The sequence below is a fragment of the Ruegeria sp. ANG-R genome, assembly GCF_000813985.1.
Classification (GTDB): domain Bacteria; phylum Pseudomonadota; class Alphaproteobacteria; order Rhodobacterales; family Rhodobacteraceae; genus Ruegeria.
In genome coordinates this window covers 1,560,312-1,575,022 of sequence record NZ_JWLJ01000001.1, presented here as the reverse complement: position 1 = coordinate 1,575,022, position 14,711 = coordinate 1,560,312, and the positions used below count along the sequence as shown (strand labels likewise).

Sequence of the window (14,711 nt, the reverse complement as noted above, 5' to 3'; positions counted from 1 at the left end):
CCCCCCCGCCACTCCTGAACTTCCACCCCCATCCGATGGTCCTGTATTTGAGACGGTCATCGCGCTTGAGCCTCCGCCGTCATCCGGTCCGCCGCTGCCCGAAGGATTTACCGGCGTTGCGGCAACATTTGTAATCGAACAAAAGCTCGAGATTGTGACAGAGCTCATCGGGTCTGCCGTGACCTATACGTTCCAGACGATATTCCTGCGCGACAATGATGTTGTGGGAGAGGGAGAGTTCCGCGACGTCGATCAACTCATTGCACTGGCTGAAGCGGCGGCGCAGGTTGCGGCCAGTATGCACGCCTTCTCGGTGCCCTCAATTTCGATCTCGGACTACCTGTCCATCGAGTATGTCGAGGAACTGGCCGAACAGATGCTGGCACCGATCAACGTCGAGGTTGAAGGCGCGATCGTTTATCAGTTCCACGGCGAAGAAGCCATGGGCGTGATCGTCAATGGTGAGCATGTGGACGAAGCGCCTGTCTGGGCAGATCTTCTGCCCAAGCATCATCAGCCTGATGAGGAAGAGGAAGACGACACGCCCGATGCGATGCCCGCCGAATGGGATCGCGACGACGATTCCGAATTCGCCGATGGCCACACGGTGATCGCGGGTGGCAATCTCGCGATCAACGAAGTCAATGCGACCATAGCCTGGGTTGATGCGCCTTACATTGCGGTAGGCGGTAAGTCGATCGACCTGACCATGGTCAGTCAGGTTGCCGTTGTATCGGACATCGATAAGGGTACGAACGGCGGATCGGGCACCAATGTGGTGCATTCCTCGACGATTGAGGTCGAAGGCAAATCGGCACCGTGGCTGAAACAGGGTTCCAGCGAAGATGATGCACCAGCATTCGTTCATGTCGACTGGATCACCACCGACCTGATCGTTGCGAATTTTGTCAAGCAGGACATCGACGCGACGGATATCGATCACATCGATGCCGAGATCAACGCAACGACCACGCTGTACGCGTTGGGTGACAACGAGTTGGTCGATGTCACAAACATCCTACAACTTGGCAGCTACTATGACCTGATCATGATCGAAGGCGATATGATTTCGGTCGATGCGTTTATCCAGACACATGTATTGATGGATGACGATGTGGTGACGGGCGGACTGCCCGAGCCCATCGACGGATCGGACGAGAATCTGGTCATGAACGAGGTTTCGCTCAAGACCGAAGGCGAAGACACGCATCAGGTAATGCATGACTCAATGGCCGAAGCGATGGCCCTGGGTGAGGATGACTTGGCGGCGCTGGAAGATGCGCTGATGAACGACCCGATGTTCGCAGGCATGGAACAGATGCGCGTTCTCAAGGTCGACGGCTCGCTTGTACAGGTCAACGTGGCCGAGCAGTCAACCGTCCTTGCAGATCAGGATGACGTTCACCTGAAAGGGCCCCATGCTGATGAAACCGAGGTTCTGGCGGGCAGCAACGCGATGCTGAATGCCGCCAGCGTTACCAAGGCAGGTGTGGATTCCGTCGTCATGGCGCAGGACGGATCGTATTCCGATCTGTTGCTGCATCAGGCAAGCCTGATCGACATGCCGACAAACGAGGACATCGCCGAAATGACCAACGAGGCGATTGCCGCCATCATGGAAGAGGCGGGGATGCCCGGTTACGAAAGCGGTATTGGTCCGAAGGGCAATGATCTCACGCCGAGCGAAATGGCGAACTCCTCTGATGGCCTGCAAACTATGCTGGCCTGATCTTTCCTGATTTACGAGTGACCGGAAGGTTAGTTTATGTCGATCGTTTTTTCGTCGCGCCGCACCCGTTTTGCAAGTCCATTGGACCGGCATGGCGGTGGAGGCCCGTTGACCCTGGAACCGCGTGACCGCGTAGCAAAACCAAGCGAGAGTAGCGTGTCCAAAACGGTATCCCGTCTGCGTCTGACCAGTGAGATGAAGTTGGCGGGGTCGAAATCCAAACCCGATGTTGCAGAGACAACCGGCGCTCCGGTCGCCGGGCCGGCGAGCGGTTCGAGGGAGCAAGCAAAAGCACCTCGGGCAGCGGCACAACCGGCCGGTTCGGGGCAGAAGCAGGCAGAGCAGAGAGATCGAACCTCACAACCGCGCGCTGGCTCTCCCCTTCGGCGCGCGCAGTCGCGGCCTACGCAAGATAAGGATCCTGTGGGTGGCGACACTGGGGTGGCCGATGCCGAAGCCTCGGATTGTGAAACCGCCGATCAATCGACTGCGCGCATGACCCCCTCTGCGTCGTCGGACGGCAAAGACCGCATGGGCACCACGATCGAGGCCAAGGCCAACCAACCCTTGCTGCGCCCGGGAACGGGTGGTGGCGATGGCAAGGGGCCACCCCAAACCTTCCACAAACGCACCCCACCCGAGGATTTCCAGAAGACGTTGCGCACGTCGCTTCGCGCGATCTGGCGCAATCTGGCCTTCGTGCTGGTGCTGACATGTGCGACCAACATCCTGATCCTTGCGATCCCGATCTATCTGTTTCAGATCAGCGACCGGGTTCTGACCAGCCGGTCACTGGATACATTGATCATGCTGACCGCTATCGTTGCCGGAGCGGTCATTTTTCAATCCGCCTTCGACGCGGTCCGGCGTTTCATGCTGATGCGCACCGCGGTCGAGGTGGCCGCGCGTCTCGGAGCCCCGGTTCTCAGCGCAGCTGCCCACGCCTCGCTCCATGGGAATGGGCGTGAATATCAGACCTTGGGTGATCTGCAGCAGGTGCGTGGCTTTCTGGTCTCGGGCACGCTGATTTCATTTCTCGACGTGCCGTTCGCACCGCTGTTTATTCTGATGATCTTTCTGGTGCATCCGCAACTGGGGATGATCGTCGTGACGACTGCCCTGATCCTGATGGTCATCGCGCTGGTAAACCAGAAAATGACAGCCAAGCCCTTTGCCAAAGCCAATCAGGCGCAATCGCTGGCCAACCAGCATCTGGATTCGATGTCGCGCAACAGCCAGATCATCAACGCTTTGGCGATGATCCCCGAGGCCGTGCGCATCTGGGGGCGGGACACCGCACAGTCGCTGACTTGGCAGGTCAAGGCGCAGGATCGCAACGTGATCTTCGCCGCCATTTCGCGCGCCGTGCGTCTGCTGACACAAATCGGCATTCTGGGCTGGGGCGCCTTTCTGGCCCTTCAGGGTGAAATTACAGGCGGTATGGTTATCGCCGCCTCGATCATCGCGGGACGGGCTTTCGCGCCGATCGAAGGGTCGATTGAGGGTTGGAATACCTTCCTGCTGACGCGCGGCGCCTTCGGACGGATCAAGGCTCTGCTGTCGAATTCGGCTTTGCAATACGAGAAGCTGCGTTTGCCACGTCCCGAGGGACGGCTGGATGTGGAACGTCTGCTCTATGTGCCCGGCGGCACCAAGCGTGTCGTACTGAACGGGATCACCTTTGCGCTGAACCCGGGGGAAACTCTGGCGATTATCGGGAACTCGGGAGCAGGTAAAACGACGCTGGGCAAAACGCTGGTGGGTTCGATCCTGCCGACTGCGGGTAGTGTCCGGCTGGACCTGATGGATATCCGCAACTGGGACCCGCGTCAGTTTGGAGAAAACATCGGCTATCTGCCCCAGGATGTGCAACTGTTCCCTGGCACCATCAAGGACAATATTGGCCGGATGCGCGCCGATGCGACAGATGAGCAAATCCACGACGCGGCTGTTCTGGCCGATGTCCACAACATGATCGCCACGCTGCCGCAGGGCTATGAAACCGTGGTGGCTGCAGATGGGTCACCCCTTTCAGGAGGCCAGAAACAGCGCATCGCTCTGGCGCGGGCCTTCTTTGGAAATCCACGGCTGGTTGTTCTGGATGAGCCGAATTCGAACCTCGACGTGGCGGGTGACAAGGCGCTCGCGCGGGCGATTGAACAGGCTCGGGAGAGCAAGATTACCGTGGTCGTGATTACGCAAAAACCGACGCTGCTGAACGTTGTCGACAAGATCATGCTGCTCACCGATGGGCGCGTGGCGCTGTTCGGACAGCGCGAACAAGTGCTTGAGCAGCTTAACGGGCCGCGCCAGCAACCGCCCGAAATACAGGGCAAGGGGGATTAAGCGATGAACGACGTGTCACGCACCGACGAATCCGGTCTCTGGTATGCCGAGGTTCCGCGCTCGATCAACAAATTCATCGTGATTGGGCTTGTCATGCTCATCGCCTGTTTCGGTGGTTTTGGGGTCTGGTCGTTTCGTGCACCGCTGGCGGCTGCTGTCATCGCACAGGGCAGCTTTGTTGCCACTGGCCGCAACAAGATCGTTCAGCATCTTGAAGGCGGAATCATCGAGAACATTCTGGTTGCCGAGGGAGAAGCGGTTCAGGCCGGTCAGATTATGATGACGCTGGACCAGACCTCGGCCGAGGCAAATGAGCGCGAGCTGTTCATTCGCAAAATCCGCCTTCAGGCCATGACCGAACGGCTTCTGGCCGAGCATAGCGAGCAGGAAAACCTGGTGTTTTCGCCCGGATTGATCGAGGCTTCGGATGACGTCGAGGTCATGACGATCCTCGACAATCAGAAACTCAGCTTCGATGTGTCGCGCAAGACATTGTTGAACGATATTGCTCTGCTTCAGCGCAATATGGAGGCGCTGAAAATTCGTGCGTCGGGGTTCGAAGCGCAGCTGATCAGCATGGAGCGGCGCTCGGACATTTTGAAGGAAGAATATGAAACCAAATACTCGTTGTTCGAGAAGGGGCTGGTGCGCAAAGGTGATCTGAACACGATCCGCCGGGTGCAGGCCGAAGCTGAAGGCCAGTTGGCACGCTTGCGGGCCGAAACAGCTGAGGTCAATCAGATGCTGCTGAAATACGAAGAGCAGATTTTGCGGACCCGCTCGGCGTATCGCGAAGCCGCGCTTGACGAGTTGGGCGTAATCGAGGCCGATCTGGAAAGTGTGCGTGAAAAGGCCCGTCAGGCCCGCAGCGTTCTGGCCCGCGCTGTGGTCCGCGCTCCGGTAACCGGCACGGTGGTGCGTCTGCATCACCACACCCCCGGCGGCGTGATTGAGACCGGCGAACAGATTGCCGAGATTCTGCCCGCCGATGCGCCATTGATTATCGAGGCGCAAATCCCCCGGACCGAGATTGACAGTGTCGTGACCGGGCAGATTGCCACCGTGCGCCTTGTCGCGCTCAATCAGCGCACGACTCCGGTTCTGGAGGGCGAAGTGTATTACGTGTCGGCCGACTCGCTGGTCGAGGATTCAGCGGGTATGCCGCAAGAGGTCTATCTGGCGCGTATTTCGCTGACCACAGATGAGATGAGCCGCGTGCGGGGTTTTGTGCCCACGCCTGGTATGCCTGCCGAGATCATGATCCAGACCGAGGAACGCACCTTTGCGGCCTATATCGCGAAGCCGGTGGTCGACAGCATGTCACGCGCTTTCCGAGAGCACTGATTTCGCGACGCGCGGATCGAGGCGACTACATCTTCCAATTTTTGCATGTTACCCTTCCGCAAATTCATGTGCAGGAGGGGCGCTGATGCCATTGACCGTGAAAGAAATGATGGAGGCCGCGAACGCCGTAGTTGAACGCATCGATGCGGGCAGGGCGAAGGAACTGCTGGGGCAGGGCGCGCTGCTTCTGGACATTCGGGACGCGCCTGAATTGGAACGGACTGGCCGTGCTGTCGGCTCACATCATATTTCGCGCGGGATGCTGGAGTTTCGGGCTGACCCGGATTTGCCGTCTCACGATCCGGAGTTACGCATGGATCGTGTGATCATCCTGCATTGTGCGTCGGGCGGCAGGGCGGCGCTGGCCGGTAAGCTTCTCAAGGATATGGGGTATTCGCATGTCTACAACCTCGGTGGGTTTGCAGATTGGGTGAATGGCGGCGGCGAGGCTATCGGACCCATGGACCGCGGAATGTAACCGCGCGATCTGACCCAAATCAAAGTCACACATATTCCATTGCTGTAATGCAAAGGTCAGAAGCCAACAGACAGGATGACTGGCCATGTTTCGCCTAGCAGCCATGCTTTATTCTCTGATCGCCACCGCAATTGCCGGTTCTGCCGTAATCGCGGTTCTGGCCGCTGGAATGGTCACTTCCATGGCCATCATCTATGCCGCAGCCGCAGGGGCGGTTGTGGCAGCGCCGATTTCATTGCTGGTTGCAAAGCGCCTTTATCAAGGCACCTGATCACGCATTCAGAAATGCTCTGACAGCGGCCTCGAATTCGCGAGGTTTCTCTGCGTGCAGCCAATGGCCCGCGCCGGGGATCTTGGCAAAACGAGCGGCAGGGAACAGTGTGCGAATCCGGTCGCGGTGTTCGGGCAGCACATAGTCGGATTCAGCACCGGACAGAAACAGCGCAGGGCCGTTCCAACTGCCAGCCATATTCGGAAAGCCCATGATACTGGGCATTTCATCGGCCAGGACATCCAGATTCAGTCGCCATTTTTTGTTTTCAACGTCCAGAGATTGCGTAAAGAAGCTCTGAAGCGCTTTTTCAACGCCCTGATCGGCCAGTTGAGCCTCTGCATCCGAGCGACGTTGGACGCGCGACATATCAACGGCGCGCATCGCTTCGATATACTTGATCTGACTGTGCCCGTAGGCGACGGGCGAAATGTCGGCCACTACCAGTTTGCGGACATGGTCGCCGTGTTGCAACGCCAGAACCATCGACGCCTTCCCGCCCATCGAATGCCCGACTACATCCGCAACGCCGCCGGCACTGTCTATCACCTCGGCCAAATCTTGCGCCAGTTGGGGATAGCCATGCTGACTGTCCCAAAAGCTGTAGGCGTGATTGCGCATATCGACGGCGATCACCTGCCGCTCATCGGACAAACGGCGCGCGATAACGCCCCAGTTGCGGGCCGAACCGTATAGGCCGTGCGCTATCAACAAGGGGGGATGGTCAGTCGGGTCGCCATGGATGATCGTGTTGAGCATGACCATGTGATACTCGCCGCCACGCGGAACAACCAGCCCCATTGTCGCCCGTGCCGCACACGGCTACATTGTCCCGTCAGGAGGCGCCAATGTCGCAGGAAATCGATATTCAGACCCGGATCGCGCAGACCATTATGCTGCTGCGTAAGAAGCTTGGTGTGCGTGACAAGACGCTGACTGCATCCGTACGCCGGGCGAAACGGCGTCTGCCTCGCAAAATCTACAAACAGGCGATGGTGCTGGCGCAGGCCGAGCAGATGGCGGTCCATCCCAGGTTGCGACTTGTGCTGGACACTCCGAAGCTCGAACAAGCCTCGGATGATGTGCAGAATCACCTCAGCGCGATCAACCTTGCTGACCGGCGCTGGGGCTGGTTTCTGAGCTTTCTGGGCTCTGTGGCTCTGGGTTTGTTGGTACTGACGGCGGTGTCGATTTTCATTCTCAGGTCACGCGGCTTGATCTGACAGGGACGTTTGGCATATCCGCTTAGCTGTGAACGCGGTTCAGGTGCTTGCTATATCCAATTTATGAACGATGTTCATGATTGGAGGAATGCATGTTCGGTACGTTGAAGACCTTGATAAACGGCGCAAATGCCCGGGCCGAGGACCGCCTGCGTGATGCATATTCGATCGAATTGATCGATCAGAAAATCCGCGAGGCGGAACAAAATCTCAAGGCCGCCAAGTTGACATTGGCGAGCCTGATCCAACGCCAGCGCAGTGAAACCCGCCAAATTGACGGGCTGAAGTCTCGGGTTGATGATCTCATGGTTCGGGCGGCTCAGGCGCTCAAGGACAATCGTGAAGATTTGGCTCTAAGTGCGGCTCAGGCAGTTGCGGATCTGGAAAATGAAGCGGTTTTGCGGTCTCAGACGACCGATCGACTTGAAACGCGCATCCTTCGGTTGCGCCAGACCGTTGAGACTGCAAACCGTCGCATTCTCGATCTGAAGCAGGGCGCCATTTCTGCCCGTGCCGTCCGGCGTGAGCAGGGGCTTCAGGCCCGCCTGAACCGGCATCTGGGCGGCGATAGCCCAATGGATGAAGCCGAAGGCCTGATCAATCGGGTGATGCAGCAGGATGACCCGTTCGAGCAATCCGAGATCCTGCGGGACATAGAGACCGGGCTTGATCACACCAGCATAGCGGACCGGATGGAAGATGCCGGATATGGCCCCAAAACCCGTGCTACGGCAGCAGATATTCTGGCCCGTATCCAGTCCCGGACCAATGATTAATTCAACCGCGATAATTGAGATAGGAGACCTGACATGAACAACAGTAATGAAAATACGCTGATCCTGATGCTGAACGGTGCCGGTGTTGTTGTGGCCTACGCCCTGCTTGGTATCTCGCTTTATATGTCCACCGACGTTCCGTTGGCGACGAAAGGTTACTGGGGAATGGGGGTTGTCTTGCTGACACTGAGCCTGATCAACGTGGTAAAGTATCGGTTCGACGCCCGGTCTGCAGAAGATCGCATCAATCGCATCGAAGAGGCGCGGAACGAAAAGCTGCTCGAAGAGGTTCTGAAAGACCCAAAATCCGACATCTGATTCCTTTGCGGCTGCGCTGGCAAGCGCCGCGTGGACCCGGTGTTTTAGACACTTCCTCACTGCAAGGGAACAAGTTCAAAAAAAAGAAGCGGCACCGATTTGGCGCCGCTTTCTGCATTTCTGACCTAAACCTTTCAGAGGTTTGGATAGATGGGGAACTTTGCGCACAGGTCTGCGACTTCTGCCTTGACCTTTGCCTCGACGGCGCTGTTGCCGTCTTCACCGTTGGCGGCCAGACCGTCGACGACCTCGATGATCCAATCGGCGATCTGACGGAACTCGGTTTCGCCAAAGCCACGGGTGGTGCCAGCAGGAGAGCCCAGACGGATACCGCTGGTGATCGTGGGCTTCTCGGGGTCGAACGGGACACCGTTCTTATTGCAGGTGATATGTGCCCGGCCCAGAGCTTTCTCAGTGGCGTTGCCCTTGACGCCCTTGGGGCGCAGGTCGACCAGAACCACATGGGTGTCGGTGCCGTGCGTCACGGTGTCCAGACCGCCTTTGATCAGTTGATCCGACAGTGCCTGCGCATTCACGACAACCTGTTTGATGTAGTCCTTGAACTCGGGGCGCAGTGCCTCGCCAAAGGCAACGGCCTTGCCAGCAATCACATGCATCAGCGGGCCGCCCTGAATGCCGGGGAAGATCGCGGAATTCACTTTTTTGGCGATCGCTTCGTCATTGGTCAGGATCATGCCGCCGCGCGGGCCGCGCAGGGTTTTGTGCGTTGTGGTGGTGGCCACATGCGCGTGCGGGAAGGGTGAGGGATGCTCACCCGCGGCAACTAGACCGGCAATATGGGCCATGTCTACATGCAGATAGGCGCCAACCATGTCGGCAATCTCGCGCATACGAGCGAAATCAATCGTACGTGGAATGGCCGAGCCACCTGCGATGATCAGCTTGGGCTGATGCTCTTTCGCCAGCGCTTCGATCTGATCATAGTCGATCAGGTTGTCCTGCTTGCGTACGCCATAATGAACGGCGTTGAACCACTTGCCTGACTGGTTCGGGGCGGCGCCGTGGGTCAGGTGACCCCCTGCATCCAGCGACATGCCCAGAATGGTATCGCCCGGCTTGATCAGCGCCTGAAAGACACCTTGGTTGGCCTGAGAGCCTGAGTTGGGCTGCACGTTGGCGAAGTCGCATCCGAACAGCTGCTTGGCACGGTCGATGGCCAGGTTCTCGGCAATGTCGACGAACTGACAACCGCCATAGTACCGGCGGCCCGGATACCCTTCGGCATACTTGTTGGTCATAACCGAGCCCTGTGCCTCCATCACGGCGGCAGAGACGATGTTTTCCGAGGCGATCAGCTCGATCTCATCGCGCTGGCGGCCCAACTCGGATGTGATCGAACCGAACAGCTCGGGGTCACGATCCGCGAGGGGCTGGGTGAAAAAACCGGTATCACGAAGGTTGGCGTTCATGTGCGCTCCGCATGGCTGGGGTGTATCTGGCGGATTTCCTATCGGAAACGACGGAAGTCAGAAAGGCTGTAAAGCGACGAAATGGCCTGCTATGGCGTCAACTCTGGCCTAATCCGGAAAGGTATGTTTGTTTCGGAACCAAATGTGCAGCACTGGAAACCATAAAACATGACCAAGAGAATCGCCTTTCTGGCCAGCGATGCCAAAGTGGCGCAAACCGCCCGTGACGCTCTTGTGGCACGCTATGGACATGCGGCGCCGCGGGATGCGGATGTCGTGGTGGCGCTGGGCGGGGATGGCTTCATGCTGCAAACGCTGCAGGGCATCCAGCATCTGGATGCGCCGGTCTACGGAATGAACCGCGGGACCATTGGCTTTCTGATGAACGAATATGCCGAGACCGACCTGATGGCCCGACTTGCAGAGGCTGAGGAAGAGGTCGTCAACCCGCTTGCAATGACCGCGATGGATCAGTCTGGGCAAAAGCACGAAGCACTGGCGATCAATGAGGTTTCACTGTTGCGCGCAGGACCTCAGGCCGCGCGGCTCAGGATCAGCGTGGATGGACGGGAGCGCATGGCCGAGCTTGTTTGCGACGGCGCGTTGCTGGCCACTCCGGCCGGTTCAACGGCTTATAATTACTCCGCACACGGGCCGATTGTTCCTATTGGCGCGGATGTACTGGCGCTGACGCCGATTGCAGCGTTTCGGCCACGACGGTGGCGCGGAGCCTTGCTGCCGAAGTTGGCAAAGGTCAGGTTCGATGTGATCGAGGCCGACAAGCGGCCGGTCATCGTTGCTGCCGATTCCATTTCGTTTCCGGATATCGACTGGGTTGAAATCAGGTCGGAAACCACCATTCAGCATCGCATACTGTTTGACCCCGGACATGGTTTGGAAGAGCGGCTGATTTCGGAACAGTTCACATAAACCTGCGAGGGCTGTGTGTTTCTTTTCGCTTATGTGAACCAGTTCACATGCAGCAGCACAACCATTTGTTAACTTCAACCTGCCCGGAGAACACGCCATGGTGGAAGTGAGTGGCCATCTAACGGTGTTTTCGAATGGTTGCGCAGTTTAAGCGCTGGCGAGGGTGGGTGGTGCTACGCTCGTCATCTGAAATCCGGGCATATTTTAGTATGCGGACCCCGGGTACAAAACCCCGGGGTCTATTTTATGTGTGCAAAGGGGGCGCGGCGACCTCTCAGGTTTGCTGAGCCATTCGATCCCACAGAATCGGTGCCATCGGTCCCACGCGTTCTTCAATGGCGGCTGCGGCATCCACGGCCATATCCTCGCGCCAGCGCCGCGCCGCAATCTGAATGTTGATAGGCTGCGGCCCGTTCGGCAATTCGGCCAGGCGCGACGGAACGCTGGCGGCCGGCAGCCCAAGGAAATTCATCGCGTAGGAATAGACGGCGCAGCCCAAAACCTCATGAACACCTTGGGCGCCTTCGGTATCGCGGTCCGGTTTGAAGAAAGGTTGCGGTAGGAAAGGGGACAGCACCAGGGCGTAATCCTGCATGAACAGCGACCATTCGCGCGCATAGTGGCTGCGCTGCGCCAGCGCCTGAATCAGACCGTCGCCGACAATCGGGGGAAACTCCTGGAAGTACACCTCGAATATATCACGGATGGTTTGCGACCCGGCGGCCTCAATATCGCCTTTCATCAGCGTCAGCACTTCACCCATCAGTGCGCGGTAGCCCAAGCGCCCACATTCGAACACATCCGGCGGGTCAATCTCTTCAACCAGATATCCGGCATCGACCAGCGCATCCCGAGCGGTATCGAGCGCCTTGTCCACTTCAGGATGCAGCGCATAGCCGAAGGTATTTCTTGTAAAGGCCACCTTGACCGGTCCGTCCGGCTCCTCACCGCGCCACGGCATCGGCACATGAAACGGGTCGCGTGCATCCGGGACGATCAGGCTGGGCATCGACAGGTGCAGATCGCTCGCTGTCCGCGTGATCAGCCCCTGCACCGACATCGACTGCGCCAGCATTCCGCGCTCGGCCTTTTGGCTCGGGTTCCAGGCCGGTACACGACCGAGCCCCGGTTTCACGGTAACCGCGCCACTGGCTGCTGCGGGGAAACGCAGACTGCCACCGATATCGTTGCCATGACCCAGCGCGCCGATACCTGCCATTACAGCCGCCCCAGCCCCCCCGGACGAGCCGCCCGGCGAGACGTGGCGCCCCCACGGATTATACGTGCGCCCATGAAGCGGGTTGTCCGTATCAGCGCGGAACGAGAACTCGGGCGTGTTCGTGCGCCCGATGACGATAGCGCCTGCTTTATGCAGGTTGGAAACCACCGGCGCATCATCGGGTGCGATGACATCTCTCAAGGCCACCACGCCATTTGTGGTGGCATGGCCTTTCTGGTCGACATTCACCTTGATGGTAACCGGAACACCGTGAAGAGGCCCCACTGCTGCGCCGCTCGCCCGTGCAGTATCCAACGCTTTGGCACGCTCAAGTGCCGCGGCGCTCAAGTCTTCCACCACCGCATTCAGGGTGGGATTTATCTGATGCATCCGCTCCAACGCGTCCAGCACGACCTCCTCCACGCTCAGATCGCCCGTTCGTGTCAGCGTGGTCAGTTCGGTTGCACCAAGACGCCAGATGTCACCATTTGTCATGCTGTTCCTCCTCGCCTCAACCTGAGGCGAGGCGCGACCAATGACAAGTCCCGGCATCTCAAAATGGGTCCGCCCTTCATCTGGCTCAAAATATCCCGGAGCGCGAGGCAGGGCCTCGCACAGGCGCGTCAGCGCAAATCGAGCGCGCCGTAAGGCGCACCTCTGGATTATACCGTGAGACTACTGCGCGTATCCGATGCTCTGCAGGGCCGAGGTGATCTCGTCCAGAATGACAGGATCATCGATTGTGGCGGGCATCTTGTATTCCTTGCCATCCGCAATCGACACCATCGTTCCACGCAGGATCTTGCCCGAGCGTGTTTTCGGCAGACGATCCACAACGACCGCCTTCTTGAACGCAGCGACAGGGCCGATCTTGTCGCGGACCATCCTGACCACATCGGCGACCACATCCTCGTGGCTGCAATCCGAACCGGCATTGAGGCACAGGAACCCTACCGGAATCTGACCTTTGAGCTGATCCGATACTCCGATCACCGCACATTCCGCCACGTCGGGGTGAGCGGCCAGCACCTCCTCCATACCGCCGGTCGACAGGCGGTGGCCCGCGACGTTGATCACGTCATCGGTACGGGCCATGATGTAGAGATACCCATCTTCGTCGATCATGCCCGCATCTCCGGTCTCGTAGTAGCCGGGGAAATGCTCCAGATACGATTTCCTGAACCGGGCTTCGGCATTCCACAGGGTCGGCAGAGTGCCTGGTGGCAGCGGAAGCTTGACTGCAATCGCGCCGAGTTCGCCGGGTTTCATCTGATGACCACCTTCATCCAGAATCTGAACGTCATAGCCCGGCATGGGCTTTGCTGGCGAACCCAGTTTGACCGGAAGTTCCTCGATCCCAAGCGGGTTGCCTGCGATGGCCCAACCGGTTTCGGTTTGCCACCAATGATCGATGACCGGGACATTCAGCGCATCCTGTGCCCAGATAATCGTGTCAGGGTCTGCCCGCTCTCCCGCGAGGTACAGAGCCTTCAGGCAGGACAGATCGTATTTCGACATCAACTCCGCCTGCGGGTCTTCGCGTTTGACGGCGCGAATGGCCGTTGGGGCGGTGAAGAAGCTCTTGACCTTATGTTCGGAAATCACCCGCCAGAAGGTCCCGGCGTCAGGAGTGCCAACCGGCTTGCCCTCGAAAACGATGGTGGTGTTGCCGTGAATCAAGGGGGCGTAACAGATATAGGAATGGCCCACGACCCAACCGACATCCGAAGCTGCCCAGAACACATCGCCCGGATCGACATTGTAGATATTCTTCATTGACCAGTTCAGCGCAACCAGATGGCCCGCGGTCGGGCGCACCACACCTTTCGGCGCACCGGTCGTACCGGACGTATAAAGAATATAAGCCGGATCATTGCCGCTGACCGGCACACATTCCGCAGGTTCCGTCCCGTATTGGAAGCCGTGCCAGTTGACGTCCCGACCCTCGACCAGTTGCGCAACTTCCTGTTCGCGCTGGAAGATAACGCAAAACTCGGGCTTGTGGGTGGCCAGATCGATGGCACCATCCAACAGAGGTTTGTAATGCACGACGCGGCCCGGCTCCATCCCGCACGAGGCGGCGATGATCGCCTTGGGTTTCGCATCGTCGATACGCACCGCCAGCTCGTTGCTAGCAAAGCCACCGAATACCACTGAATGTACCGCCCCCAGCCGGGCGCAGGCCAGCATCGCCTCCAGTGCTTCGGGGATCATCGGCATGTAGATGATGACGCGGTCGCCTTTCCCGATGCCCTTTGCTCTTAGCGCGCCAGCCAGATTGGCGACGCGGTTCCGCAACTCAACGTAAGAGATTTCGCGTTTCGTGTGCGTAATGGGGCTGTCATAGATGATCGCGGTCTGCTCACCACGACCGTTTTCCACATGCCGGTCAACGGCGTTCCAGCAGGTGTTCACTTTGGCGTCGCAGAACCATTCGTAAAGAGGCGCATTGTCGTCAAACAGAGCTTTGCTGGGTTCCTGAACCCAATCAATCCCCTTGGCAGCATCCATCCAGAATGCTTCGGGGTCGTTCTTCCAGCTCTCGTAGACGTCCTGATATGCCATGATGGCCTCCTCCCAAAATCCTTGGGCTATGTGTTAGGCATCGCAGATGCTCCGGGCAAGCAAAGCGGATTACGGCGCGTCA

General features: G+C 58.5%; 13 protein-coding genes. 9 read left to right on the top strand and 4 right to left on the bottom strand.

The features are described from left to right. The 5 genes from RA27_RS07855 to RA27_RS07835 all read left to right on the top strand — a co-directional run. Nucleotides 1-1,729, top strand: a 1,729-nt coding sequence (locus RA27_RS07855; protein ID WP_039536477.1) for a hypothetical protein, incomplete at its 5' end; no start/stop codon positions are given. A gap of 36 nt (nucleotides 1,730-1,765) precedes the next feature. Next, nucleotides 1,766-4,075: a type I secretion system permease/ATPase gene (locus tag RA27_RS07850; protein ID WP_039536475.1), complete on the top strand. Its 2,310-nt coding sequence runs from the start codon at nucleotides 1,766-1,768 to the stop codon at nucleotides 4,073-4,075. A 3-nt stretch (nucleotides 4,076-4,078) separates the two neighbouring features. Continuing rightward, on the top strand, nucleotides 4,079-5,419 hold the full coding sequence (locus tag RA27_RS07845; protein ID WP_039536473.1) for an HlyD family type I secretion periplasmic adaptor subunit: 1,341 nt from the start codon (nucleotides 4,079-4,081) through the stop codon (nucleotides 5,417-5,419). An 85-nt stretch (nucleotides 5,420-5,504) separates the two neighbouring features. Further along, nucleotides 5,505-5,897: a rhodanese-like domain-containing protein gene (locus tag RA27_RS07840; protein WP_039536471.1), complete on the top strand. Its 393-nt coding sequence runs from the start codon at nucleotides 5,505-5,507 to the stop codon at nucleotides 5,895-5,897. An 85-nt stretch (nucleotides 5,898-5,982) separates the two neighbouring features. Next, nucleotides 5,983-6,168 (top strand): hypothetical protein, encoded by a 186-nt coding sequence (locus RA27_RS07835; protein ID WP_039536469.1) that lies wholly within the window; start codon nucleotides 5,983-5,985, stop codon nucleotides 6,166-6,168. Here the strand turns inward: RA27_RS07835 and RA27_RS07830 are convergent, their stop codons facing one another. Beyond that, entirely contained in the window at nucleotides 6,169-6,927 is a 759-nt protein-coding gene (locus RA27_RS07830; RefSeq protein ID WP_152610671.1) for an alpha/beta fold hydrolase, read from the bottom strand. An 89-nt stretch (nucleotides 6,928-7,016) separates the two neighbouring features. Here RA27_RS07830 and RA27_RS07825 point away from each other — a divergent pair, with 89 nt between their 5' ends. From RA27_RS07825 to RA27_RS07815, 3 genes are all read left to right on the top strand, one after another. Continuing rightward, on the top strand, nucleotides 7,017-7,391 hold the full coding sequence (locus RA27_RS07825) for a hypothetical protein (RefSeq protein WP_039536465.1): 375 nt from the start codon (nucleotides 7,017-7,019) through the stop codon (nucleotides 7,389-7,391). Nucleotides 7,392-7,483: 92 nt separating this feature from the next. Then, nucleotides 7,484-8,167 (top strand): PspA/IM30 family protein, encoded by a 684-nt coding sequence (locus RA27_RS07820; RefSeq protein ID WP_039536463.1) that lies wholly within the window; start codon nucleotides 7,484-7,486, stop codon nucleotides 8,165-8,167. Between the two features lie 33 nt (nucleotides 8,168-8,200). Beyond that, on the top strand, nucleotides 8,201-8,485 hold the full coding sequence (locus RA27_RS07815; protein WP_039536462.1) for a hypothetical protein: 285 nt from the start codon (nucleotides 8,201-8,203) through the stop codon (nucleotides 8,483-8,485). A 134-nt stretch (nucleotides 8,486-8,619) separates the two neighbouring features. On the opposite strand, the gene glyA is transcribed toward RA27_RS07815, so the two are convergent. Beyond that, nucleotides 8,620-9,915 (bottom strand): serine hydroxymethyltransferase, encoded by a 1,296-nt coding sequence (gene glyA / locus RA27_RS07810; RefSeq protein WP_039536460.1) that lies wholly within the window; start codon nucleotides 9,913-9,915, stop codon nucleotides 8,620-8,622. 168 nt (nucleotides 9,916-10,083) lie between these two features. Between glyA and RA27_RS07805 the strand changes: the two genes are divergently transcribed. Beyond that, a complete protein-coding gene (locus RA27_RS07805) occupies nucleotides 10,084-10,845 on the top strand; it encodes an NAD kinase (RefSeq protein ID WP_039536458.1) in 762 nt (253 codons plus the stop codon). A 274-nt stretch (nucleotides 10,846-11,119) separates the two neighbouring features. Here RA27_RS07805 and RA27_RS07800 read toward each other — a convergent pair whose 3' ends face one another. Together RA27_RS07800 and prpE are read right to left on the bottom strand one after the other, a co-directional pair. Further along, complete coding sequence (locus tag RA27_RS07800; protein WP_039536456.1) at nucleotides 11,120-12,559, bottom strand: amidase family protein; 1,440 nt, start codon at nucleotides 12,557-12,559, stop codon at nucleotides 11,120-11,122. 180 nt (nucleotides 12,560-12,739) lie between these two features. After that, a complete protein-coding gene (gene prpE / locus RA27_RS07795; protein ID WP_039536455.1) occupies nucleotides 12,740-14,629 on the bottom strand; it encodes a propionate-CoA ligase PrpE in 1,890 nt (629 codons plus the stop codon). Nucleotides 14,630-14,711 lie beyond the last annotated feature (82 nt).